Genomic DNA, 23,139 nt, shown 5'->3' on the forward strand with positions numbered 1-23,139 from the left:
ACGCGCGGTACGGATCGAGCCACGGGGTTCTCACACGCGACGGGGTCACCGGCGGTCCGGGCCCGGCCGCGTCCGCCGCCGCCCGTCCGGCGCCCGGTGCGTGAGCCAGTCCCCGTCGATACGCCGGCCGTCCGCGCGCAGCCGCTCGGTCACGGTGGGCCCGGCGAGGTACACCCAGGCCCGGACGGCGGCCCCGTCCCGCAGCCGTACGACGTCCCGCTCGACGCGTACGTACAGGCTGGCCGGATCCCCCGGTACGCACTCCTCCAACTCGTCGAGTTCCAGGAGGAGTCGGTCGTACGCCTCGGGCCTGGCGGTGACGAGCTCGCCGCTGACCGGGTCCGTCGCGCCGGGTTCCTCGACGGCGTAGGGATAGCCGGGTCCGTCGTAGAGCACCGTGCCGCCGAGGTGCCCCGGTTCCTCCGTCTCCGTGCGGCCGCGCAGGAACGCGTCGTGGTTGAGCTGGCCGGGGCGGAGCGTGCCGTAGACGAAGAACGGGAGGTGGCGGGGGTCACGGGTGGTCACAGGAAGGATTCTGCACCCACCCCGGTCCCACACACATCTCCATGAAGGCGCTATGGACATGACATGTCATGGCCCCTTAAATCTGTCTCGTCATCAGCGCCACCCCCACGCCTTCGAGGCACTCCCCGAGGAGACTGATGAGCCGGACCCGGAACACCCGCGTTTCCCGTCTCGCCACCGCCGGCGTCGCCGCCACCACCGCGACCCTGCTGGCCGCCGCGCTCTCCCCCGCCGCCCACGCCGACGCCAGACCGACCCGGGCCACCGCGATCGCCAACGCGGCCGAGGCACTCCTCCAGCACGCCGCCGGCCTCGGCCTCACCTCCGCCGAGGGCACCTCGGTCCGGGACGTGATCGTCGACAGGAGCGGTGCGCAGCACGTGCGTTACGACCGGACGTACCGTCAGCTCCCGGTGCTGGGCGGCGACTTCGTGGTCCACCTGAAGGCGGACGGCGCCTACCGCGGCGCCGACCGGGCGACCCGGAGCACGATATCCCTGGCCTCGATCGTGCCCGGCATATCCGCGCCGAAGGCCGCCGACCTCGCGGTGAACGCGCTGCGGGCGGCGAACCTCGGCGACGCGCTGAAGCAGGTGAAGGCCAAGCCGCAGCTGGTCGTCGACGCCCTGCACGGCACCCCGAAGCTGGCCTGGCGCACCGACGCCGTCGGCAAGGACTCGCTCGGCAACCCGGTCGCCCGCACCGTGCTCACGGACGCCCGCACCGGCGCCCAGATCGACGCCTGGGACAGCATCGAGACGGCGACCGGCGACGGCAAGTCCCTGTACAGCGGCACGGTCCCGCTGGAGACCACGCAGTCCGGGTCGTCGTACAACCTCACCGACCCGACCCGTGGCAACACGTTCACCGGGGACGCGGCCAACAAGACCGACCTGTGCATCTTCGGCATCTGCATCAGCCGGGCGCCCAACACGGTCTTCACGGACGCCGACAACCACTGGGGCACGGGCGCCACCGCGGACCGCTCCTCGGCGGCCGTCGACGCCCAGTACGGCACCAACGAGACCTGGGACTACTACAAGAACGTCCACGGCCGCAACGGCATCGCCGGTGACGGCAAGGGGTCGTACAACCGCGTCCACTACGGCAGCAACTACAACAACGCGTTCTGGGACGACAGTTGCTTCTGCATGACCTACGGCGACGGTGACGGGACCACCTTCGGGCCGCTGGTGGCCCTGGACGTGGCGGGCCACGAGATGACCCACGGGGTGACCTCCAAGACGGCCGCGCTGACCTACACCGGCGAGTCCGGCGGCCTGAACGAGGCCACCTCGGACATCCTCGGCACGCTGGTCGAGTGGTACGCGAACAACTCCTCCGACCCGGGCGACTACCTGATCGGCGAGAAGATCGTCCGCTCCGGCTTCGGCAAGACGGCGCTGCGGTACATGGACCAGCCGTCGAAGGACGGGAGTTCGGCGGACTACTGGAGTTCCTCGGTCGGGAACCTGGACGTGCATTACTCCTCCGGTGTCGCGAACCACTTCGCGTATCTCCTCGCGGAGGGCAGCGGCGCGAAGACCATCAACGGCGTGAGCTACAACTCGCCGACGTACAACGGCTCGACGGTGACAGGAATCGGCCGGGACAAACTGGGCGCGATCTGGTACCGCGCGCTGACGGTCTACATGACCTCCTCGACGAACTACGCGGGCGCGCGGACGGCGACCCTGAACGCGGCGAAGGACCTGTACGGCGCGGGCAGCGCCGAGTACAGCGCGGTGGCGGCGGCCTGGAGCGCGGTGAACGTGAACTGAGCGGTCCGTCAGGCACCTGACGGCGGCTGTCCCGGCCGCGCTCACCGGCCGGGGCAGCCGCAACGCGTCCCGGACAAAGGTGAATACGGTGAATACCAGGAATTCAAGGAACAGCCGGGGCATTCGTCCGGCCCGCCTGGCGGATTCCATGACGGAGATGTGTGAATTCCGTGACGGCTCACCGAATTCCACGACTCCGTTGTCCTGACAAGCCCTTGCGGCAATTTCACTCGTGCACTAACTAGATGAGACATGAACCTGTTCAGCCGCCCCCACACCGCCCGGCGCTCCCCCACGGCCCCGTCCCGCCCGGCTCAGGCAGCCTCCCCCCACGCCTCCGCGCCCGTCCTGCTGGACCCCGCGCTCGCCGCCCTCACCGGCGAGTGGATCATCGACCCGGCCCACAGCAGAATCGGTTTCTCGGTCCGGCACGCGATGGTGACGACCGTGCGCGGCTCCTTCGCCGAGTACAAGAGCCGGCTCTACTTCGACGGCCGCGACCCGTCCCGCTCCCAGGCCGAGATCATCCTGGCCACGGGCAGCGTCGACACCGGCGTGGAGCAGCGGGACGCCCACCTGACGGGCCGCGACTTCCTGGACTCCGCCAGTCACCCGCGCATGCGCTTCCGGAGCACCGCGGTACGCCTCAAGGCCCCCGACGTCTACGTGATGACCGGCGACCTCACCATCAAGGACACCACCCGCCCGGTCGACCTGGAACTCACCTACATCGGCAACGTCACCGACCCCTTCGGCTACCAGCGCGTCGGCTTCGACGGCACGACCACCATCAACCGCATGGACTGGGGCCTGTCGTACAACTCCCGTCTGGCGGAGGGCGGTGCGATGGTGAGCGAGACCGTGCGCCTGCAGTTCGACATCGCGGCGATCCGGATGACGCCGGAGGGCGCGGTCTAGTCAGGAACGGCAGCTCCGGCGGGTCACCCGTTCACTCCCACCAGCACCCGCCGTCCGTGTGCTTTTCATACATTTCCCTCCGCTTTCCCTTCGTAGCCCCCCTGACCTGCCAGAACGCGCTCACAACGCCTCTCGGGAACCCCCTGTGTGACACCCGTTCATCCCACAGCTGACGGAATCTCGGGGAGCGGGTCCGGCCCTCCTGCCTTTACCTCGGAAGAGCAAGGGAGTGGACGAGCCCGACGAGGGAGCGAGGGAGCACCATGCGACGCACCGTCCGTCTGCTGACCGGGGCCGCGCTCGCGGTGGCTGCGGCCGGTGCCGCCGGCGCACCGGCGTACGGCGGCAGTTCCGGCAGCCTGGACGTGTACCCGTCGACCGCGGCGCCCGGCGCCCAGGTCACGGCGAACACGTCGGCGTGCGGGGCGAAGGGCTCGGCCGTCGGGGACGCCAGCTCGGTCGGCGCCGGCACGTTCACGCTCGCGCCCAGTACGCACGAGGGCGAGGCGATCGGGGAGTTCCGGGTACCCCCGAGCGCTCAGCCGGGGACGTACGAGATCGTCGCGAAATGCGCCGACGGGAGCCGTCAGGTCACCGGTGACCTGACGGTGGCGCTGACGCCGGCCGCGGGGCAGCTGCAGCCCCACGGCAGTGTGAAGACGGGGGTCGGTGGTGCCCTTGGCACCGACCCCGTGCAGACCGCGGCGGGCGTGGCGGCTCTGGCCGTCGCCGCCGCGGGCGGTACCTGGCTCCTGCATCGCCGGGCGAGAGGCGATGCGTTCTGACGGACACCCTCCGCTGTCCGTCCGCCGGTACCGCACATCCCACCCCCTCCGGGTCCGACGCCCCTCGCGGCCCGGAGGGGGTAGGGGGTCACAGGCTCGGTCGCCTTCGGAAGCCGCCTTCGGAAGAGGGATTCGCATGCGCAGGATCGGGGACACCGCGATAGCCGTGGTCACGGTCGTGGCCCTCGGCTCGGGCGTCTACCTGCTCGGTCCCGGCTCCGGACCGCATGACGCCCCGCCCCAGCCGGCCGCCGCCGAGGGCCGCCCCGACCCCGGCGAGGAGCGCCTGGAGGCGCCCGCGCTGTCCGCGTCCCCGCCCACCCGGATCCGCATCCCCGCCATCCGCGTGAACGCCCCGCTCATGGGCCTCGCCCTCACCGCCGCCGGCAGCCTCGACGTGCCGCCCGCCGGCGAGAAGAACCTCGCCGGCTGGTACGAGGCCGGTACCACGCCCGGCGAGCGGGGCACCGCGATCGTCGCCGGGCACGTCGACAACACGGAGGGGCCCGCCGTCTTCTACGACCTCGGCGCCCTCAAGCGCGGCGCGACCATCGAGGTGGACCGGCGGGACCGGTCCGTCGCCGTCTTCACGGTGGACGCGGTCGAGGTCTACCAGGCCCGGAACTTCCCCGACGAGAAGGTGTACGGCGCCGCGGAACGCCCCGAACTGCGGGTCATCACCTGCGGCGGCGGCTACTCGCGCACGACCGGCTACCAGGGGAACGTCGTGGTCTTCGCCCACCTCACCGGAAGCCGCTGACCGGCCGCCGCGGAGCGGACCGAAGACGTACACAACCGCTCCGGCCGGTGTGACCCCGTCACCGGCCGGTGCCGCGGTGCGGCAGCGGGCCCGCGTTTCGCCCACCTCACACCCCGCTCCGGGGCATCCACGGACCCCTCACACCCGTCCCCCGCCTTAGAAGAGGGCAGCGTTCCTCGCGGGAAACAGGGGTGATGCGGTCGGGTAACGTCCGCCGCGCACGCTCCTGGACATGACCTCGAACACGCGAGTGGCGGTGACCGGCTCCGGATCCGCGGGCGCCCACCCCGCCCGGCGCCTCGGGGAACCCGGGGGACCCGCACGACAGGGGGCACGCGTGCGACCGGGCACACCGGCGGCCCCGGACACGCCGGGCACACCGGTTGCCTCCGAGGCGCCGCGGACACCGGTGTCCGTGCCCGTGCCCGTGTCCGTGTCCAGGCCCGTAGCCGCGCCCGCACCCGTACCCAGGCCCGTAGCCGCGCCCGTGTCCGTGCCATCCGGCGTGCCCGCACCCGCACCCGTGCCCCGGCGACGCCACCCGCTCACCCACGATGGAGGCTCCTGATGACCACCACCCCCGGGGCCACCCCCACGATCGTGCTCGTCGGCCACGGCATGGTCGGCCAGCGCTTCCTCGAAGCGCTCGCCGGGCGCGGCCTGACCGCCGGCCACCGTGTGGTCGTGCTCTGCGAGGAGCCGCGTCCCGCGTACGACCGGGTCGCCCTCACCTCGTACTTCTCCGGCACCAGCCCCGACCAACTCTCCCTGACCGACATGCGGTTCATCGAGGAGCACGGCATCGAGCTGTACGTCGGGGACCCCGCGGTGGCGGTCGACCGGGAAGCCCGCACGGTGACCGCCGGGTCCGGCGCGGTGTTCGCGTACGACACGCTGGTCCTGGCCACCGGCTCGTTCCCGTTCGTGCCGCCGGTCCCGCACAAGGAGGCGGCCGGCTGCTTCGTGTACCGCACGATCGAGGACCTGCTCGCCATCGAGGAGTACGCGAAGAACGCCTCGACGGGTGCCGTGGTCGGCGGCGGCCTGCTCGGCCTGGAGGCCGCCGGTGCGCTGAAGGGCCTCGGACTCACCTCCCACATCGTGGAGTTCGCGCCCCGGCTGATGCCGGTCCAGGTAGACGAGGGCGGTGGCGCGGCGCTGCTGCGCACCATCGAGGAGATGGGCCTGACCGTCCACACCGGCGTGGGCACGCAGGAGATCGTGGTCGACGACGCGGGTGCCGTGACCGGCATGAAGCTGTCCGACGGCTCCGAACTCGCCACCGACCTGGTGGTGTTCAGCGCCGGGGTCCGGCCTCGCGACCAACTCGCCCGGGACTGCGGCCTGTCGGTCGGCGAACGCGGTGGCATCACCGTGGACGAGCAGTGCCGCACGGTGAGCGACCCGCACGTGTTCGCGATCGGCGAGTGCGCGCTGGCGGCGGACGGCCGGGTGTACGGCCTGGTCGCGCCGGGTTACGAGCAGGCCGAGACGGCCGCGGCGACGATCGCCTCCGACGAGGCCGCCTTCACCGGCGCCGACCTGTCGACCAAGCTGAAGCTGCTCGGCGTGGACGTGGCCTCCTTCGGCGACGCGCACGGCACGAGCGGCGACTGCCTGGACGTCGTCTACTCCGACGCCCGCTCGGGTCTGTACAAGAAGCTGGTCGTCGGCCGGGACGGCACGCTGCTCGGCGGCATCCTGGTCGGCGACGCGGAGGCGTACGGCACGCTGAAGGCGTTCACCGGTTCGGTGCCGCCGGTCGCGCCCGAGTCGCTGGTGCTGCCGGCCGGCGCCGGGGAGGCCGTCCAGCTCGGCCCGGCCGCGCTGCCGGACGAGGCGATCATCTGCTCCTGCAACAACGTCCGCAAGGGCGCCATCCGCGAGGCCGTCACCGAGCACCGCTGCACCACCGTGCCCGAGGTGAAGAAGTGCACCAAGGCCGGTACCACGTGCGGCAGTTGCGTCAAGGTCCTCGGACAGCTGGTCACGGCCGAGCTGGAGGCGTCCGGCGTCGAGGTCGACAAGGGCCTGTGCGGCTGCTTCGCGCAGACCCGCGAGGAGCTGTACGAGATCGTCCTCGCGCTGCGCGTCAACACCTACCAGGAACTGCTCGACCGTTACGGCCGGGAGGGCGCCCGGGGCGGCGACGGCTGCGAGGTCTGCAAGCCGGCCGTCGGCTCGATCATCGCGTCCCTCGCCCCGACGATCGGCGCCAGCGGCTACGTCCTGGACGGCGAGCAGGCCGCCCTCCAGGACAGCAACGACCACTTCCTCGCCAACCTCCAGAAGAACGGCTCGTACTCGGTCGTACCGCGCATCCCCGGCGGTGAGATCACCCCCGAGGGCCTGATCACGATCGGCGAGATCGCCCGCGACTTCGGTCTCTACACGAAGATCACCGGTGGTCAGCGGATCGACATGTTCGGCGCGCGGGTCGAGCAACTGCCCTTGATCTGGACGCGGTTGGTGGACGCCGGATTCGAGTCCGGGCACGCGTACGGAAAGGCCCTGCGGACCGTCAAGTCCTGTGTGGGCTCGACCTGGTGCCGGTACGGCGTCCAGGACTCGGTCCGGATGGCGATCGACCTGGAGCTGCGCTACCGGGGCCTCAGGTCCCCGCACAAGCTCAAGTCGGCGGTCTCCGGCTGCGCCCGCGAGTGCGCGGAGGCCCAGTCGAAGGACTTCGGCGTGATCGCCACCGCGGGCGGCTGGAACCTGTACGTCGGCGGCAACGGCGGGGCCACCCCGCGCCACGCGGACCTGCTCGCCCAGGACCTCTCCGACGCCGAACTGGTCCGTCTGATCGACCGGTTCCTGATGTTCTACATCCGCACCGCGGACCGCCTGGAGCGCACCTCGACCTGGCTGGAGCGGATCCCCGGCGGCCTCGACCACGTCCGTGACGTCGTGGTCGAGGACTCCCTCGGCATCTGCGGGGAGCTGGAGTCCCTGATGGCGGCGCATGTCGCCAACTACGCCGACGAGTGGGCGTCGACCATCGACGACCCCGAGAAGCTCGCCCGGTTCGTGTCGTTCGTGAACGCCCCCGACACCCCCGACCCGGTCGTCGGCTTCGTGCCCGAGCGCGACCAGGTGAAGCCCGACCTGCCGTTGCTGTCCATCGGCATGCGCCCCGCCGCTGACGTACTGGAAGGAAGCGCCCAGCGATGACCCTGGCCCCCGAGACCACCGACCTGAAGGTCCAGCTCCAGCTGGCGGACACCTGGTTCACGGTCTGCGACCTGAGCCTGCTGACCCCCGGCCGCGGCGTGGCCGCGCTGCTGCCGGACGGCCGCCAGGTCGCCGTCTTCCGCGACCGCGCGGACCGCCTCTACGCCATCGACAACCGCGACCCCTTCGGCGGCGCGGCGGTCCTCTCCCGCGGCCTGACCGGCACCCACCAGGGCCGGCCGTTCGTCGCCTCCCCCCTGCTGAAGCAGCGCTTCGACCTGGCGACCGGCGAGTGCCTGGACGACGAGACGGTACGGGTGACGGCGTACGGGGTGCGCACCGCCGCCTGAGCACGCGGCCGGGCGGACGCGTCGGCCGACCGTCACCGCACCATCGTTCTTGACCGCTCGTTCCAGTCGAGAATAGGCTCTGGCGCATGGCCAGGACCAAGGAGTTCGACCCGGACGCCGCGCTGCTTTCAGCCCTGGAGCTGTTCTGGCGGCGCGGCTACGAGGCGACGTCCGTGGCCGACCTGGTCGAGCACCTCGGCATCGGGCGCGCGAGCCTGTACGCGACCTTCGGCGGCAAACGCGATCTGTACCTGAAGGCACTGGACCGCTACCAGCGGGACCGCCTCCCGCCGCTGCTGCGCGGCCTGTCCCTGCCGGGCCCGGCGCTGCCCGCCGTGCGCGCGCTGGTACGGCGGTACGCCGACGAGTCCGCGGCCGACGAACTGCGGCTGCGGGGCTGCCTGGTCACCAACACGGCGGCCGAACTGGCCCCGCACGACCCGGCGGTGGCGCGCAGTGTCGAGCAGGACTGGGACCGGGTCGAGACGGTCCTGCACACGGCCCTCGTCCGCGCCCAGGCCCAGCACGAACTGCCGGCCGACCGCGACCCCCTCGCGCTCGCCCGTACCCTGCTGGTCCTGCTCCAGGGCATGCGGGTGGTGGGCAAGGCATCGACGGACCCGGGCCGGGTCCGGGACGCGGCGGAGCAGGTGCTGCGCCTACTGGACTGACGAACACCCCCGCGCGCTCGCTCCACAGCACCGGGGGGCTCTCTCTGTATCGCTTTCTGCCTCGCTTTCCGCCTTCATACTGAACCGATCATTCTGAAAAGGGGAGATCATGACCACGGGGAATCGCTTCTCGGGCCGTACGGCACTGGTCACCGGCGCCGGCACCGGTATCGGCCGGGCCACCGCCCTCGCGTTCGCGGCCGAAGGCGCGCGCGTAGTGGTGGCGGGCCGAAGGGAAGGACCCTTGAAGGAGACGGCCGCACTGATCGAGGAGCGGGGCGGCGAGGCGGCGGCGGTCCCGGCCGACCTCGCACGGCCGGGCGACGCCCTGGCGCTGGTGGCGGCCACCGTGGACCGGTTCGGCTCGCTGGACGTGGCCGTGAACAACGCGGGGATCTTCCGGGGCGGTGTGCCGCTGGCCGACCTCCCGGAGGCCGACTGGCACGAGCAGCTGGCGGTCAACGTGACGGGCGTACACCTGGCGTTGCAGGCGGAGATCCGCCGGATGCGGAGCCAGCCGACGGGCGGTGCGATCGTCACCGTCTCCTCCAACTTCGGTGTCCACACCACGTCCGCCGGGGCCGCCGCGTACGCGGCGACGAAGGCGGCGGTGACCGCGTTGAGCCGTGGCGCGGCCCTGGACCACATCCGGGACGGGGTCCGAGTCAACGTCGTCAGCCCCGGTGCGACGGCCACCTCCATGTCCCTGCGCGCGGGAGAGACGGACGCGGACCGGGCGGAGCGGGCCCGGGCGACCCTCCCGCTGGGCCGGGTCTCGGCGACGGCGGAGATCGCGGCGGCCGTGCTGTACCTGGCCTCGGACGACGCCGCGTCCATGGTGGGAACGGACCTGGTGGTGGACAGCGGCGCCGCGCTGTGACCACCGCCGCCGGGCTACCGCGTCACGGCGCTACCGCGCTACCGCGTCACCGCGCTACCGCGTCGCCGCGTCACCGTCGGCCGCCGAACTCCCACTCGTGCACTTCCACGTGCGCGTACTCGGCCGGCCGGCCCAGGGCCTCGCGTGCCCGGTCCGGGTCCGGGGCCCGGACGAGGGCGACCGTACCCAGCCAGGTGCCGCCGTCGTCGGACGACAGCGGCCCGTAGGCGATCAGTTCGTCGCGGTCGAAGTCGTCGGGCAGGCCGAGGTCTTCCTCGGCGGCCCGCACGGGGCCCAGCCCCAGCACCAGATACCGGTCGCCGCCGGTCGGGCCGCCCGGGAACTCCCACATGGTGCGTCCCAGCAGGTTGCGCCACCGCCGCAGCAGCACGTCCCGGTACACGCCGGCCTGGTGGTTGGGCTCGTCGAAGGCGAACGCGCGGGCGGCGGCCGGGTCCGGCAGACGGACGATGTGCACACTGCCGGTGGGCGTCTCCCCGTCGGCACCGAAGGTCGGCCCCCGGGCGATCAGTTGGGCCGTGTACCGGTCCATGTACGACCAGTGCTCCTCGGCCAGCCCGGCACGCAGCGCCAGGGAGCCGGCCCGGTCGCGGTGGTAACAGAAGAAGTCCATACGCACGGACCCTGGCGCAGACGGGGCCACGCCTCAAGGCGGTTTTCCGAGGCTACGGCCGCAGCGCCACCGCGACCGCCGTCGCAAGGCGGCCGATGAACTCCGCCCGGCCGGCGCCCCGTCACCTCCAGCCCTCGCCCACCGCCCGCAGAACCGGCCCGAGTGGCGCAGCGGGCCACCGACGGGGGTGGCGGTGCGGCGGGCTGTCGTAGAGTGCGCCGTGGTGGGGACGTGGAATCCGTCGGAGGGGGACCTGCCATGGGTGGTACGGGGGATGCCGTGGGGGCGTCGGACAAGGACCGGGGCCCGATCCGGAGCCGGATCGGGGGACGGATCGGGGGACGGATCAGGACAGTGCCGGACAGCCCCGAGCAGATGATCGCGGAGGCGCGGAAGGCGTTCTTCGTGATGTTCGGGCTGCTCGCGGTCGTCTGGCTGGTGCAGCTGGCCAACTTCGCCGACCACTACGCCCTCTCCCGTGACTACGCGGTGGTCTCCGGCGACCCCGGCACGCTGCCGGACATCCTGGTGGCGCCGCTGCTGCACTGGAGCTGGGCGCACATCGAGAGCAACTCCGGCCCGCTGTTCGTCTTCGGTTTCCTCGCCGCCTACCGGGGGGTGCTGCGGTTCCTCGCGCTGACCCTGCTGATCGCCGTGAGCAGTGGCGCCGTGGTCTGGCTCTTCGAACGCGGTGACGTGGCGACGGTCGGCGCCAGCGGCCTGATCTTCGGGTACTTCGGCTACGTCGTCGTCCGTGGCCTCTTCGACCGGCACCTGATCGACACGCTGGTGGGCGTCGTCATGGGCGCGTCCTTCGCCTACCTCCTCACCGTGGCCGTCCCCGGCACACCCGGCGTGAGCTGGCTCGGGCACCTGGGAGGCCTCATCGGCGGCCTCCTGGGCGCCTGGCTGTTCCGCGACCGGCACACCCGTACCCCGGTACCCGCCCCCACCGCGGCCCCGGCCGCGCACCCAGCTCCCGGCGACCCCACCCGCGCCGCCCTCTACAAGGAACTCGACGACCTCGGCCTGCTCTGACCTGGCCGGTCTCAGAAGACGACGGCGAAAAGCGGGCTGGTCCGGAGACGCGGTGCACTAGGATCCCCGCCGGGCGAAGCCGTAGCGCAGAGGTCGACGCGCGCGGTCTCCAAAATCGCGAGGACGCCGGTTCGAATCCGGCCGGCTTCGCCTGCCCCCGGCTCCGAAAACTCCCGCGGCCGAGGCACGATCAGAACAGCAGAAGTGGGCGGCTGGTCAGTCGTGCTTGGGCCAGCTCGGGCCCTGGTCGGTCCAGGTGACGCCTTTGTTGCGGCACAGGCAGAACGGGTGGCCGATCGGGTCGGTGTAGACCTGCCAGCCGTAGCCGTCAGGGCCGATGAAGTCCTGCCTCAGCGTCGCGCCGAGGTCGAGGACGCGGCGCTGCTCGGATTCGATCTCGTCCACTTCGAAGTCGAGGTGGAACTGCTTGGGGTGCTCGCTGTCGGGCCACTGCGGAGCGCGGTAGTCGTCCACCCGGATGAATGCCAGCTCGATCTCGCCGAACTGGATGCCGGCCCAGTCCGCGGAGCTGCCTTCCTTGATCGGACGGCCCGTCACCTCGGAGTAGAAAGCCGCCAGCTTCATCGTGTCCGGGCAGTCGATGATGAAATCGGTGAGTCGCAGCATCCCGCGATCTTCTCAGAGACTCTGTACCGGGGAGTGCCGTACCGCGGAGAAGTACGGCAACCGTGCCGACCGCAGCCAGTCGTCTCGAACCGCTGACGGCCGAGCGACCAGACCGGACGACCGCAGCGACTGCCCGCCCGCAGCGCGCATCAAGGGTCACGTGGAAGCACGCCCGTCAAGCCGGTGTCAGTCCTGCCGCACGTACCTCCGAGGCCTGTCCAGTACACGGCAGACGGCACGGTGGTCGAGTTCGCGGTGGGTATTTTGCCTGGTCAGCGGCTTGGCCTGACAGTCCCCACAGTTGATGCGCCAAGGGGCGGCACCCCCGCACAGGGTGCCGCCCCTCTTTTGCGTGCCGGGGCCGTCGTCCATCGGTCTTGAGGGTCGGGGACGGACGACGGACCCGGGGTTCGGAGGAGGCCGTGGGGCCTCAGCGGTGGTCGCTGCCCGCCGACTGCGTCGCCGCCCGGCCCGCTTCGAGGCGGGCCACCGGGATGCGGAACGGGGAGCAGGAGACGTAGTCGAGGCCCACCTCGTGGAAGAAGTGGACGGACTCGGGGTCGCCGCCGTGTTCGCCGCAGACGCCCAGCTTGAGGTCGGGGCGGGTGGCGCGGCCCGCCTTCGCCGCCGCCGCGACCAGGGAGCCGACGCCGTCCCGGTCGATCGTCTCGAAGGGGGAGACTCCGAAGATGCCCTTCTCCAGGTAGGCCGTGAAGAAGGAGGCCTCGACGTCGTCGCGGCTGAAGCCCCAGACCGTCTGGGTCAGGTCGTTGGTGCCGAAGGAGAAGAACTGCGCGGCCTCGGCGATCTGACCGGCCGTCAGGGCCGCCCGCGGGAGTTCGATCATCGTGCCGATGGAGAGCTTCAGGCTGGTGCCCGTCGCCGCCTCGACCTCCGCGATGACCTGGTCGGCCTCCTCGCGGACGATCTCCAGCTCCTGGACCGTGCCGACCAGCGGGATCATGATCTCGGCGCGCGGGTCGCCCTTGGCGTTCTTGCGCTCGGCGGCGGCCTCGGCGATCGCGCGGACCTGCATCGTGAACAGGCCGGGGATGACCAGGCCGAGGCGTACGCCGCGCAGGCCCAGCATCGGGTTCTGCTCGTGCAGGCGGTGGACGGCCTGGAGCAGGCGGAGTTCGTTCTCGTGGGGTTCCTGGCGGGACTCCGCGAGGGCCACCCGGACCGAGAGCTCCGTGATGTCCGGGAGGAACTCGTGCAGCGGCGGGTCGAGCAGGCGGACCGTCACCGGAAGGCCGTCCATCGCCGAGAAGAGTTCGACGAAGTCCTTCTTCTGGAGCGGGAGCAGGGCGCTCAGCGCCTCCTCGCGGTCCTCCTGGGTGTCCGCCAGGATCAGGCGTTCGACCATCTCACGGCGGTCGCCGAGGAACATGTGCTCGGTGCGGCACAGGCCGATGCCCTGGGCGCCGAACCGGCGGGCGCGCAGCGCGTCCTCGGCGTTGTCGGCGTTGGCGCGCACCCGCAGCCGGCGCTTGCGGTCGGCGAAGGCCATGATGCGGTGGACGGCCTCCACGAGTTCGTCGGCGTCCTGGGCGCCCGCGTGCATCCGGCCCTCGAAGTACTCCACGACGGGGGACGGGACGACCGGGACCTCGCCCAGGTAGACCTTGCCGGACGAGCCGTCGATGGAGATGACGTCGCCCTCCTCGACCACGTGGCCGCCCGGGACCGTCATCCGGCGGCGCTTGGTGTCGACCTCCAGGTCCTCCGCGCCGCACACACAGGTCTTGCCCATGCCGCGGGCGACGACGGCCGCGTGGGAGGTCTTGCCGCCGCGGGAGGTGAGGATGCCCTCCGCGGCGATCATGCCGTCGAGGTCGTCGGGGTTGGTCTCCCGGCGGACCAGGATGACCTTCTCGCCCGAGCGGGACCACTTCACGGCGGTGTACGAGTCGAAGACCGCCTTGCCCACGGCCGCGCCCGGCGAGGCCGCGATGCCCCGGCCGACCTGCTGGGCCTTCGCCTGCTCGTCGAAGCGCGGGAACATCAGCTGGGCGAGCTGGGCGCCGGTGACGCGCTGGAGGGCCTCGGTCTCGTCGATCAGGCCCTGGTCGACCAGCTGGGTGGCGATCCGGAAGGCCGCGCCCGCGGTGCGCTTGCCGACCCGGGTCTGGAGCATCCACAGCTGACCGCGCTCGATGGTGAACTCGATGTCGCAGAGGTCCTTGTAGTGGTTCTCCAGCGTCTCCATGATCTGCATCAGCTGGTCGTACGACTTCTTGTCGATCTGCTCCAGCTCGGCGAGCGGGACGGTGTTGCGGATGCCCGCGACCACGTCCTCGCCCTGGGCGTTCTGGAGGTAGTCGCCGTAGACGCCCTGGTGGCCGGAGGCGGGGTCACGGGTGAAGGCGACGCCGGTGCCGGAGTCGGGGCCGAGGTTGCCGAAGACCATCGAACAGACGTTGACGGCGGTGCCGAGGTCGCCGGGGATGCGCTCCTGGCGGCGGTAGAGCTTGGCCCGGTCGGTGTTCCAGGACTCGAAGACCGCCTTGATGGCGAGGTCCATCTGCTCGCGGGGGTCCTGCGGGAAGTCCCGGCCGGCCTCGGTCTTGACGATCTTCTTGAACCTGGTGACGAGCTTCTTGAGGTCGGCCGCCTCCAGGTCCGTGTCGACGGTGACCTTCTTGGCGTCCTTCGCCTCGTCGAGGGCCTCCTCGAAGAGCTCGCCGTCGACGCCCAGGACCGTCTTGCCGAACATCTGGATGAGGCGGCGGTAGGAGTCCCACGCGAACCGGTCGTCGCCGGCCTGCTTGGCCAGGCCCTGGACGGACTTGTCGGAGAGGCCGATGTTCAGGACCGTGTCCATCATGCCGGGCATGGAGAACTTGGCGCCGGAGCGGACCGAGACCAGGAGCGGGTTGTCGGCCTGGCCGAGCTTCTTGCCCATCCGGCCTTCGAGGGCGTCGAGGTGCGCACTCACCTCGTCACGCAGTGCCGCGGGCTCCTCGCCGCTGTCCAGGTAGACCTTGCAGGCCTCCGTCGTGATGGTGAAGCCGGGGGGAACGGGGAGTCCCAGGTTCGTCATCTCGGCGAGGTTCGCGCCCTTGCCACCCAGGAGGTCCTTGAGGTCCTTGTTTCCCTCGGTGAAGTCGTAGACGAACTTCGCTACGTGGGGTTCTTTGTTTTCCGACACGGGTCTCGACTCCCTCGAGGACGCGGTGGCTGCCCTGACGGCCAGGAACATACCCAGATCGAAGGCGTCTGGGTACGTCTACTTGCGTGTCATGCGCCCGTAACCGGTCGTCCGCCAGTGGATCGAAAGTCAAAGCTTGGCAAGCGGGGGGCCGATTGTGTTTTCAGTTCTTGAACACATCATCACTCAGCGCCGCACTATTTCGCTCATGTGAGCGGCTGTACCGCACGTCTGAGTTCGATCGATGAACGATCAAGGGGTGGCACTCGGTGCCACCCCTTGGAGAAGTGCAGTCGCTCATGATCCGCTCATCTGAGCGCAACCCTTATCAAGGGTGGCGAGAATCACGCTGCCACAGAGCGCCCGGGTTCACCATGCGGACAGCGGAACGGAACCGAAACACGCCGGTCACACGCCCAGCGCGAGCAGCCGTTCCTCCACCCGCTCCGGCGCGTACAGCTGCGCCACGACCAGCAGCCCGGCACCCACCAGCGCCGCCCGTTCCTCCAGTCGCGAGGTGACGACGTCCAGGTGGGCGGTGGAGCGGGGCAGCGCCCGCTGGTACAGCAGCTCGCGCACTCCGGTGAGGAACGGCGTGCCCGCCAAATCCCCCGCGATCATCAGCACGCCGGGGTTGAGCAGGGTGACGACGGTCGCCAGCACGTCCCCGACCTGGCGTCCGGCCTCCCGCGCCAGCGCGGCCGCCTCCGGGTGGCCGGAGGCGAGCAGGTCGCGCACGTCCGAGCCGGAGGCCGCCGGCACCCCCGCCTCCGCCAGCCGCCGGGCCACCGCGCCACCGCTGGCGACGGCGGCGAGGCAGCCGTACGAACCGCAGCGGCACCGCACCTCGGCGCCCACCCGGATGTGACCGATGTCCCCGGCGCCGCCGTCGACGCCCCGGTAGATCACGCCGTCCACCACGACCCCGGCGCCGATGCCGGTGGAGACCTTCACCAGGACGAACGCCGAGCAGTCGGGGTGCCCGGTGCGCTGCTCGCCGTACGCCATCAGGTTCGCGTCGTTGTCGACCACGACCGGTACCGCGGGCGCGCCGGCGTGTTCCGTGAACGCCCTGGCGAGCCGGCCCCGTATGTCGTAGCCGTCCCAGCCGGGCATGATCGGGGGCTGCACGACCCGGCCGGTGTCGGTGTCGACGGGGCCGGGCACCGCGAGGCCGATGCCGCAGACCTCGGTGGCGCGGTGGCCGGTCTTCGTCAGCAGCTCGGCGAACCAGTGGCCCAGTTCGGGGAGCACGGCCTCCGGGCCGTCCTGGATGACCAGGGTGCCGGAGTGCTCGGCGAGGATCTCGCCGCTCAGCGTCAGCACGGCGGCCCGGGCGTGCCGGGTCTCCAGGTCGGCGGCTAGCACCACCGCGTGCGAGTCGTCGAACTCGAGGGTGATCGAGGGGCGTCCGCCGAGCGGCGAGTCGACCGGGCCGCCGGCGCCCTCGCGCAGCCAGCCGGCACGGAACAGCCGGTCCAGGCGCTGGCCGACGGTCGCGCGGGAGAGCCCGGTCGCCTGCTGGAGCGCACCTCGCGTCACCGCCCGTCCGCTGCGCACCAGTTCGAGCAGTTCTCCGGCGCTCGCCTGGCCGCCGCCCCTGCCGGTCCTCCCCGGACGTCCGGTCATGCGCACCCCCTTGTGTTTCTCAAGCTTGCATTACATATTGAGTTTTGCGTGTTAAATAGACGTAACCCTACGGTAGCCACAGCCGAACCCGGCCGGCCGGACGTCTTCGGGGAGTCCCGAGTGGATCGCACTGCCCAGCTCACCACCTCCGCGCCCGATCGCGCGATTGCATACGATCCACCGCCCGCCCTGTCGAACGGCCCGGCGTCCGTGCACGTCACGGCCGCGCGGGTGCTCGACGCGAACTGGACCGGCACCTCGACCGTGCCCTCCCGGCAGCTGTATCCGCACCAGTGGTCGTGGGACTCGGCGTTCGTCGCGATCGGGCTGCGGCACCTGTCGCCGCTGCGCGCGCAGACCGAGCTGGAGACGCTGCTGGCCGCCCAGTGGGGCGACGGGCGGATCCCGCACATCGTGTTCAACCCCTCCGTGCCCCTCGACGCGTACTTCCCGAGCCCCGACTTCTGGCGCTCCTCGACCGCGGGGCGCGCCGCGGGCGCCCCGCGCACCGTACAGACCTCCGGGATCGTGCAGCCACCGGTGCACGCGCTGGCCGCCTGGCTGGTGCACCTCGCCGACCCGGGCCTGTCCCGGGCACGCTCCTTCCTGGCCGGCGTCTACCCGCGGCTCGCCGCCTGGCACCGCTATCTGCTGCACCGGCGGGACCTGGGCGGCGGCGGACTGGTCAGCGTGGTCCACCCCTGGGAGCAGGGCATGGACAACAGCCCCTGCTGGGACGCCCCCCTCGCCCGGGTCACCCCGGCGCCGGCCCGCTCCTTCCGCCGCGCCGACCTCGACCACGGCGCGGCGGAGGACCGGCCGACCGACCTGGACTACGGGCGGTACGTGCGACTGGCGACCGAGTACCGGGACGCCGGCTACGCCGACCGCGCACGGGAGTTCGCCGTCGAGGACCCCGCGTTCAACGCGCTGCTCATCGCCTCCGAGCACGCCCTCGCCCGGATCGCCCGGGAACTGGGGGCGACCGGGACGGCACGGCACGCGCGGGCCGAGCGGCTGACGGCGGCGCTGGTGGACCGGCTGTGGGACCCGGAACGCGAGATCTTCCTCTGCCGGGACCTGCGGGGCGGCGGGCTGATCCCCGAGCGCTCGGTCTCCGGACTGGTCCCGCTGCTCCTGCCCGAGCTGCCCCGCGAGACGGCCACCGCGCTGGTACGGACCCTGACCGGCCCGCACTTCGGCACCGCCACCCGGCTGGTGCCCAGCTACGACCTGCTCGGCGAGGCCTTCGACCCGCACCGCTACTGGCGCGGACCCGCCTGGTTCAACACCGGCTGGCTGCTGGAGCGCGGCCTGCGCGAGCACGGCGAACGGGCGCGGGCGGACGCGCTCGCCGAGGCGGTCGTACGGACGGCCGCCGCGAGCGGGTTCGCCGAGTACGTCGACCCGCACACGGGCGAGGCGTGCGGTGCGGCCGGTTTCAGCTGGACGGCGGCGCTCGCCCTCGACCTGCACCACGGGCGGCAGGCACGGCCCGACGAAGAGCACGGCAGTCGGCACACGCGACACGGTCAAAGTATGGACAAGGGCTGACAAAACGACGTGTCCTCATGGTCTGCGGCACGTTCGACCTGGGTGACAAAGGAGGGGACCGGGGATGACGGACCGGCATCATCTGCTCGTGCACGGCGAGACGTTCGCCGCCGTGGACGACCGCGGCGACATCAGCGGCGTCCGGGGCGGCGGCTCCCCGGACGGGTTGTTCGTACGGGACGCCCGGCACCTCAGCCGCTGGCAGCTGACGGTCGACGGGGCGCTGCCCGAGGTGCTCAGCCCGGTCGCCGACGGGGACGGCACGCACTGTGTGCTGGTCCCGCGCGGCGGCCGCCAGGAGCCGCCCGCACACACGATCTTCCGCGAACAGGCCGTCGGGGACGGCTCGTTCGTCGAGTCCGTACGGGTCACCAGCAACCGCCCGGTGCCGACCACGATCCGGCTCGCGATCACCGCCGACGCCGACTTCACCGACCAGTTCGAACTCCGCGCCGACCACCGCACCTACACCAAGTCCGGTGCCGTGCGCTCCCGTCAGGTCCTCGACGACGGGCTGGAGTTCGGCTACCGCCGGGGCGAGTGGCGGTCCTGCACGACGATCACCGCCGACCCGGCGCCGGACGGCGTGGAGGAGACCGGGACCGGCGCGCGGCGCATGGTCTGGACGCTGGAGCTGGCACCCCACGGCACGACCGAGCTGGTCCTCCGGGTGATAGGGCGCCCGCACGGTGACCGGCGGGCACTGCGGGTGCCCCGCGACCCGGCCGCACTGAACGAACAACTGGTCCGCGAGGAAGGCGAGTTCGTCGAGGGCGTCGCCTTCCCGACCGGGTGGCCGGAGCTCGCGGCGGCCTGCGCGCGAGGACTCGCCGACCTCGCCACGCTCCAGGTGCCGGCGACCGGTCCTGACGGCGAGGAACTCAGGGTCCCGTCGGCCGGGGCGCCCTGGTTCCTCACCCTGCTCGGCCGCGACGCCCTCATCACCTCCCTCTTCGCCCTGCCCTACCGCCCCCAGCTGGCCGCGGCCACCCTGCCCGCCCTGGCCGCCACCCAGGCGACCGAGGCCGGCGCGAACTCCGTGGCCCAGCCCGGGAAGATCGTCCACGAGGTACGGCACGGGGAACTCGCCCACTTCGGGCAGGTGCCGTACGGGCGTTACTACGGGTCCGTCGACGCGACCCCGCTCTTCCTGATCCTGCTCGGCGCGTACGCGGAACAGACCGGGGACCTGGCCACGGCCCGGCGGCTGGAGCGCCATGCGCGCGCGGCCGTGGGGTGGATGCTGGACCACGGCGGGCTGACCTCGCGCGGCTACCTCGTCTACCGCGCCGACAAGGGCGGCCTCGCCAACCAGAACTGGAAGGACTCCCCCGGCGCGATCTGTTCCGCCGACGGCAGCCGGCCGGTGGGGACGGTGATGGCGGCGGGAGCCCAGGGGTACGCGTACGACGCGCTGCGGCGGACGGCGTGGGTGGCGCGGACCGCGTGGGACGACGAGACGTACGCGGCACTCCTCGAACAGGCGGCCGCCGATCTGCGGGACCGGTTCCAGCAGGACTTCTGGATGCGGGAGGCCGGGTTCCCCGCCCTCGCCCTGGACGGGGAGGGGCGGCAGGTCGACGCGCTCGCCTCGGACGCGGGGCACCTGCTGTGGTCCGGGCTGCTGGACAAGGAGTACGGGGAGCAGGTCGGGCGGCGGCTGCTGGAGCCGGACTTCTTCTCGGGGTGGGGGGTGCGGACGCTGGCCGCGGGGCAGACGGCGTACCACCCGCTGTCGTATCACCGGGGATCGGTGTGGCCGCACGACAACGCGCTGATCGCGCTGGGGCTGGCGCGGTACGGGCTGCACGACGAGGCGCGGGCCGTGGCGCACGGGCTGGTGGACGCGGCGACCGCGGGCGGGCACCGGCTGCCGGAGGTGCTGGCCGGATACGGTCGCGAGACGCATCCGGAGCCGGTGCCGTATCCGCACGCGTGTGTGCGGGAATCCCGGTCGGCGGCGGCGCCGCTGGCGCTGCTGACCGCGGTCGGGGGTGCGTAGGGGCGTTGTGTTTGCCCGGTGTTTGCCGAAAGGCCTGAACCGGGGTCTTCGGTGAGCCGTACGGAAAGTCGGCGCGGTCAGGCCTCCCCAGCGTTGGCCCGCCGGTTCCGTCTCACGGGTCGCGCACGGAAGGACCTCCGGGTTGCCTCAGCACACGAGCACACACCAGCCAACAAGCACGACCGGGGACACCGGAGCTGAGACCGACAAGACCACGAACAGGTCAGCCACCCCCGAGACAACCGCCGAGGCCGGAGGGACCGGAGGGACCGGAGACTTCGAAGGGGCCCCCGACGCGGAGGCTCTGGTCGAGAGGGAGGCCGTCGGAGGGAAGGCAGCCGCGGGCGAGGACGCGGCCGTGGAGCGGGAGGGTTCCGGCTCCGACGCCGCGCCCGGGGCCCCCACCGCGAAGACGGCCACAGCCGGCGAACCGGCCGTGCCCGCACAGGCCACCGCGCCCGAAGCCCTTCCTGCCCCGCCCGCTTCCGCCACTTCCACCGACGCCCCCGGCTCCGCAGACGCCTCCAGTTCCTCCGGCCCCCCTGATCCCACCGACTCCCGCGGGGCCGCCGAATCCCCTGGCGCCCCCGCTTCCGCCGACTCCCCCGGCGCCCCCGACCCCGCCGGTTCMSCCGGCGCCCCCGATCCCGCCGACTCCTCCGGCGCCCCTAGTTCCGCCGACTCCCCCGGCGCCCCCGACCCCGCCGGTTCCCCCGGCGCCCCCGATCCCGCCGACTCCTCCGGCGCCCCTAGTTCCGCCGACTCCCCCGGCGCCCTCGATTCCCCCGGCGCTCCCGATTCCCCCGGCGCTGCCGGGTCCGTCGGCTCATCCGGTTCTCCCGGCGCCTCCGGTTCTGTCGGCTCGTCCGATTTCGTCGGTCTCGGGGAGGAGGGGCGGCGGGTTCGGGGGTGGGAGCGGTGGCGTAGGGGGCATCCTGGCGGGGCGCAGGCCGTTTCCGTGTCCGTCACCGTGGTCAGCGCGCTCGTCGTCTACCTCTCCCTGCTGATGCCGAACACGCTCAGCGGGCTGAAGGCGGTCACGTTCGTGCGGATACCGGCCGAGGCGGTCATGGGCGCGGTCGTGCTGCTGGCCCTGCCGCGGCGGCCCCGGCTGGTGCTCTCGGCGGTCGCCGGCGCGGTGGTCGGGGCGCTGACCGTCGTGGACTTCTTCAACATGGGGTTCGTCGACTACCTGGGGCGCCCCTTCAACATCATCCTGGACTGGTCGCTGCTGCCCGACGCCCGCGGCTACCTGAAGGACACCCTCGGCGGCACCGTCGAGCTGGCGGTCACCGTCGGGGCCGGGCTGCTGATCTTCCTGCTGATCGCGGTCGTCGCACTGGCCACCGTCCGGGTCTCCAACCAGCTCACCCGGGTCCGGACGAAGGCCACCCGGGCCACCCTGATCGTCGGCACGGTGTGGATCACCTGCAACGCGCTGGGGCTGTCGGTCGCCGGCTCGCCGCTCGCCGCGCAGAAGGCGACCGCGGTGCTGAAGTCGCAGGTGCGGACCGTCCAGCAGACCCTGAAGGACGAGGCGGAGTTCCGCAAGGTCGCCAAGGTCGACGCCTTCGGGAACACCCCGGGCGACCAGCTCGTGCCGGCGCTGCGCGGCAAGGACGTCGTCTTCACGTTCATCGAGAGCTACGGCCGCAGTGCCATCGAGGACCCGATCGAGGCACCCGGTGTGGACAAGACGCTCGACGCGCAGACCGCGATGCTGAAGAAGGCCGGCTACGCGGCGAAGAGCGGCTGGCTGACGTCGGCCACGTACGGCGGCAGCAGCTGGCTCGGCCACTCCACGACCATGTCGGGGCTGTGGGTCAGCAACCAGCAGCGGTACCGGACCGTGATGGCCAGCGACCACCTGAGCCTGACGAAGGCGTTCCAGAAGACCGGTGACTTCGACACCGTCGGTGTGATGCCGGGCATCCAGAAGGGCTGGCCGGAGCAGAGCTTCTACGGCCTCGACAAGGTCTACAACGCCTTCCAGCTCGGCTACAAGGGACCGAAGTTCAGCTGGTCGACGATGCCCGACCAGTACGCGCTCCAGCAGTTCCAGGACCGGGTGCACAGCAAGAAGCCGGCCGACGGCAAGTCCCGGATGTCGCTGCTGATCCTGACCTCCAGCCACCAGCCGTGGGCGCCGATCCCGAAGATGGTCCCGTGGGACCAGCTGGGCGACGGCTCGGTCTTCGACGCCATCCAGAAGGCCGGCAACAAGGCGTCCGACGTCATCGCCGACACCACCAGGTCCCGCCAGGAGTACGGCAAGTCGGTGCAGTACTCGGTGACCGCGCTCACCCAGTGGCTGCAGCGCTACGGCAACGACAACACGGTCCTGGTCTTCCTCGGCGACCACCAGCCGATCGCCCGGGTCAGCGGCAACCACGCCAGCCGTGACGTGCCGATCTCGGTAGTTGCCAAAGACCCGAAGGTCCTTGACGCGATCGACTCCTGGAACTGGACCGACGGCCTGCGCCCGGCGCACGACGCCCCGGTGTGGAAGATGAGTTCGTTCCGCGACAGGTTCCTGGCGGCGTACGGTTCCACACCGCACCCGAAGACGAACTGAGCGGTCAGCCGGGAAAGCCGCGATAAGTGTCGCCATTCGGCCGCGGCACCATCCTGGCTGGTCGCGCAGTTCCTCGCGCCCCTTA

At 71.6% G+C, this 23,139-nt stretch carries 17 protein-coding genes and 1 tRNA gene; 13 read left to right on the forward strand and 5 right to left on the reverse strand.

What is annotated here, in order from left to right; all coding sequences use genetic code 11:
- Nucleotides 1–45 precede the first annotated feature (45 nt).
- Nucleotides 46–525, reverse strand: coding sequence for a gamma-glutamylcyclotransferase family protein (locus MB828_RS45095; RefSeq protein ID WP_301653229.1), 480 nt, complete (start codon nucleotides 523–525; stop codon nucleotides 46–48).
- A gap of 137 nt (nucleotides 526–662) precedes the next feature.
- On the opposite strand from MB828_RS45095, the gene MB828_RS45100 reads away from it, so the two are divergent.
- From MB828_RS45100 to MB828_RS45135, 8 genes are all read left to right on the forward strand, one after another.
- Nucleotides 663–2,306 (forward strand): M4 family metallopeptidase, encoded by a 1,644-nt coding sequence (locus tag MB828_RS45100; protein WP_301653230.1) that lies wholly within the window; start codon nucleotides 663–665, stop codon nucleotides 2,304–2,306.
- A gap of 252 nt (nucleotides 2,307–2,558) precedes the next feature.
- The gene (locus tag MB828_RS45105; protein WP_301653231.1) at nucleotides 2,559–3,224 is read left to right on the forward strand and encodes a YceI family protein; all 666 of its coding nucleotides are present in this window, start codon (nucleotides 2,559–2,561) and stop codon (nucleotides 3,222–3,224) included.
- Nucleotides 3,225–3,487: 263 nt separating this feature from the next.
- Nucleotides 3,488–4,009, forward strand: a complete 522-nt coding sequence (locus MB828_RS45110; protein WP_301653232.1) for a hypothetical protein — start codon at nucleotides 3,488–3,490, stop codon at nucleotides 4,007–4,009.
- 136 nt (nucleotides 4,010–4,145) lie between these two features.
- On the forward strand, nucleotides 4,146–4,769 hold the full coding sequence (locus MB828_RS45115) for a class F sortase (RefSeq protein WP_301653233.1): 624 nt from the start codon (nucleotides 4,146–4,148) through the stop codon (nucleotides 4,767–4,769).
- A gap of 567 nt (nucleotides 4,770–5,336) precedes the next feature.
- A complete protein-coding gene (gene nirB, locus MB828_RS45120) occupies nucleotides 5,337–7,943 on the forward strand; it encodes a nitrite reductase large subunit NirB (RefSeq protein WP_301653234.1) in 2,607 nt (868 codons plus the stop codon).
- Nucleotides 7,940–8,293 carry a nitrite reductase small subunit NirD gene (gene nirD / locus MB828_RS45125; RefSeq protein ID WP_301653235.1) on the forward strand — a complete coding sequence of 118 codons (354 nt, stop codon included), beginning with the start codon at nucleotides 7,940–7,942 and terminating at the stop codon, nucleotides 8,291–8,293. The genes nirB and nirD overlap by 4 nt, the downstream gene beginning before the upstream one ends.
- An 86-nt stretch (nucleotides 8,294–8,379) precedes the next feature.
- Nucleotides 8,380–8,964, forward strand: a complete 585-nt coding sequence (locus MB828_RS45130; RefSeq protein WP_133022025.1) for a TetR/AcrR family transcriptional regulator — start codon at nucleotides 8,380–8,382, stop codon at nucleotides 8,962–8,964.
- A gap of 109 nt (nucleotides 8,965–9,073) precedes the next feature.
- On the forward strand, nucleotides 9,074–9,844 hold the full coding sequence (locus MB828_RS45135) for an SDR family NAD(P)-dependent oxidoreductase (protein WP_301653236.1): 771 nt from the start codon (nucleotides 9,074–9,076) through the stop codon (nucleotides 9,842–9,844).
- Between the two features lie 70 nt (nucleotides 9,845–9,914).
- On the opposite strand, the gene MB828_RS45140 is transcribed toward MB828_RS45135, so the two are convergent.
- Nucleotides 9,915–10,478: a YciI family protein gene (locus tag MB828_RS45140; RefSeq protein WP_301653237.1), complete on the reverse strand. Its 564-nt coding sequence runs from the start codon at nucleotides 10,476–10,478 to the stop codon at nucleotides 9,915–9,917.
- A gap of 354 nt (nucleotides 10,479–10,832) precedes the next feature.
- Here MB828_RS45140 and MB828_RS45145 point away from each other — a divergent pair, with 354 nt between their 5' ends.
- Together MB828_RS45145 and MB828_RS45150 are read left to right on the forward strand one after the other, a co-directional pair.
- A complete protein-coding gene (locus MB828_RS45145; protein WP_301653238.1) occupies nucleotides 10,833–11,516 on the forward strand; it encodes a rhomboid family intramembrane serine protease in 684 nt (227 codons plus the stop codon).
- Between the two features lie 75 nt (nucleotides 11,517–11,591).
- Nucleotides 11,592–11,666 (forward strand) — tRNA-Trp (locus MB828_RS45150).
- Nucleotides 11,667–11,732: 66 nt separating this feature from the next.
- Here the strand turns inward: MB828_RS45150 and MB828_RS45155 are convergent.
- The 3 genes from MB828_RS45155 to MB828_RS45165 all read right to left on the reverse strand — a co-directional run bounded on the left by MB828_RS45155 (nucleotide 11,733) and on the right by MB828_RS45165 (nucleotide 16,923).
- On the reverse strand, nucleotides 11,733–12,143 hold the full coding sequence (locus MB828_RS45155) for a VOC family protein (RefSeq protein WP_301653239.1): 411 nt from the start codon (nucleotides 12,141–12,143) through the stop codon (nucleotides 11,733–11,735).
- 430 nt (nucleotides 12,144–12,573) lie between these two features.
- Nucleotides 12,574–15,294 carry a pyruvate, phosphate dikinase gene (gene ppdK / locus MB828_RS45160; protein WP_301653240.1) on the reverse strand — a complete coding sequence of 907 codons (2,721 nt, stop codon included), beginning with the start codon at nucleotides 15,292–15,294 and terminating at the stop codon, nucleotides 12,574–12,576.
- A 408-nt stretch (nucleotides 15,295–15,702) separates the two neighbouring features.
- Entirely contained in the window at nucleotides 15,703–16,923 is a 1,221-nt protein-coding gene (locus MB828_RS45165; protein WP_301653241.1) for an ROK family transcriptional regulator, read from the reverse strand.
- A gap of 120 nt (nucleotides 16,924–17,043) precedes the next feature.
- Between MB828_RS45165 and MB828_RS45170 the strand changes: the two genes are divergently transcribed.
- The 3 genes from MB828_RS45170 (at nucleotide 17,044) to MB828_RS45180 (ending at nucleotide 23,054) form a co-directional block, all read left to right on the forward strand.
- A complete protein-coding gene (locus tag MB828_RS45170; protein ID WP_133022018.1) occupies nucleotides 17,044–18,477 on the forward strand; it encodes an MGH1-like glycoside hydrolase domain-containing protein in 1,434 nt (477 codons plus the stop codon).
- Nucleotides 18,478–18,541: 64 nt separating this feature from the next.
- A complete protein-coding gene (locus MB828_RS45175; RefSeq protein ID WP_301653242.1) occupies nucleotides 18,542–20,479 on the forward strand; it encodes an amylo-alpha-1,6-glucosidase in 1,938 nt (645 codons plus the stop codon).
- 1,006 nt (nucleotides 20,480–21,485) lie between these two features.
- Complete coding sequence (locus MB828_RS45180) at nucleotides 21,486–23,054, forward strand: sulfatase-like hydrolase/transferase (RefSeq protein ID WP_430381523.1); 1,569 nt, start codon at nucleotides 21,486–21,488, stop codon at nucleotides 23,052–23,054.
- The last annotated feature ends 85 nt before the right edge of the window (nucleotides 23,055–23,139 follow it).

It is taken from the genome of Streptomyces arenae (assembly GCF_022343545.1).
Lineage (GTDB): Bacteria > Actinomycetota > Actinomycetes > Streptomycetales > Streptomycetaceae > Streptomyces > Streptomyces humi.

What these genes read in the sequence shown, in the direction of transcription:
- MB828_RS45100 (WP_301653230.1), top strand. Translation starts at nt 663, where the DNA reads ATGAGCCGGACCCGGAACACCCGCGTTTCCCGTCTCGCCACCGCCGGC.
- MB828_RS45105 (WP_301653231.1), top strand. Translation starts at nt 2,559, where the DNA reads ATGAACCTGTTCAGCCGCCCCCACACCGCCCGGCGCTCCCCCACGGCC.
- MB828_RS45110 (WP_301653232.1), top strand. Translation starts at nt 3,488, where the DNA reads ATGCGACGCACCGTCCGTCTGCTGACCGGGGCCGCGCTCGCGGTGGCT.
- MB828_RS45115 (WP_301653233.1), top strand. Translation starts at nt 4,146, where the DNA reads ATGCGCAGGATCGGGGACACCGCGATAGCCGTGGTCACGGTCGTGGCC.
- nirB (WP_301653234.1), top strand. Translation starts at nt 5,337, where the DNA reads ATGACCACCACCCCCGGGGCCACCCCCACGATCGTGCTCGTCGGCCAC.
- nirD (WP_301653235.1), top strand. Translation starts at nt 7,940, where the DNA reads ATGACCCTGGCCCCCGAGACCACCGACCTGAAGGTCCAGCTCCAGCTG.
- MB828_RS45130 (WP_133022025.1), top strand. Translation starts at nt 8,380, where the DNA reads ATGGCCAGGACCAAGGAGTTCGACCCGGACGCCGCGCTGCTTTCAGCC.
- MB828_RS45135 (WP_301653236.1), top strand. Translation starts at nt 9,074, where the DNA reads ATGACCACGGGGAATCGCTTCTCGGGCCGTACGGCACTGGTCACCGGC.
- MB828_RS45140 (WP_301653237.1), bottom strand. Translation starts at nt 10,478, where the DNA reads ATGGACTTCTTCTGTTACCACCGCGACCGGGCCGGCTCCCTGGCGCTG.
- MB828_RS45155 (WP_301653239.1), bottom strand. Translation starts at nt 12,143, where the DNA reads ATGCTGCGACTCACCGATTTCATCATCGACTGCCCGGACACGATGAAG.
- MB828_RS45165 (WP_301653241.1), bottom strand. Translation starts at nt 16,923, where the DNA reads ATGACCGGACGTCCGGGGAGGACCGGCAGGGGCGGCGGCCAGGCGAGC.
- MB828_RS45175 (WP_301653242.1), top strand. Translation starts at nt 18,542, where the DNA reads ATGACGGACCGGCATCATCTGCTCGTGCACGGCGAGACGTTCGCCGCC.
- MB828_RS45180 (WP_430381523.1), top strand. Translation starts at nt 21,486, where the DNA reads ATGCCGAACACGCTCAGCGGGCTGAAGGCGGTCACGTTCGTGCGGATA.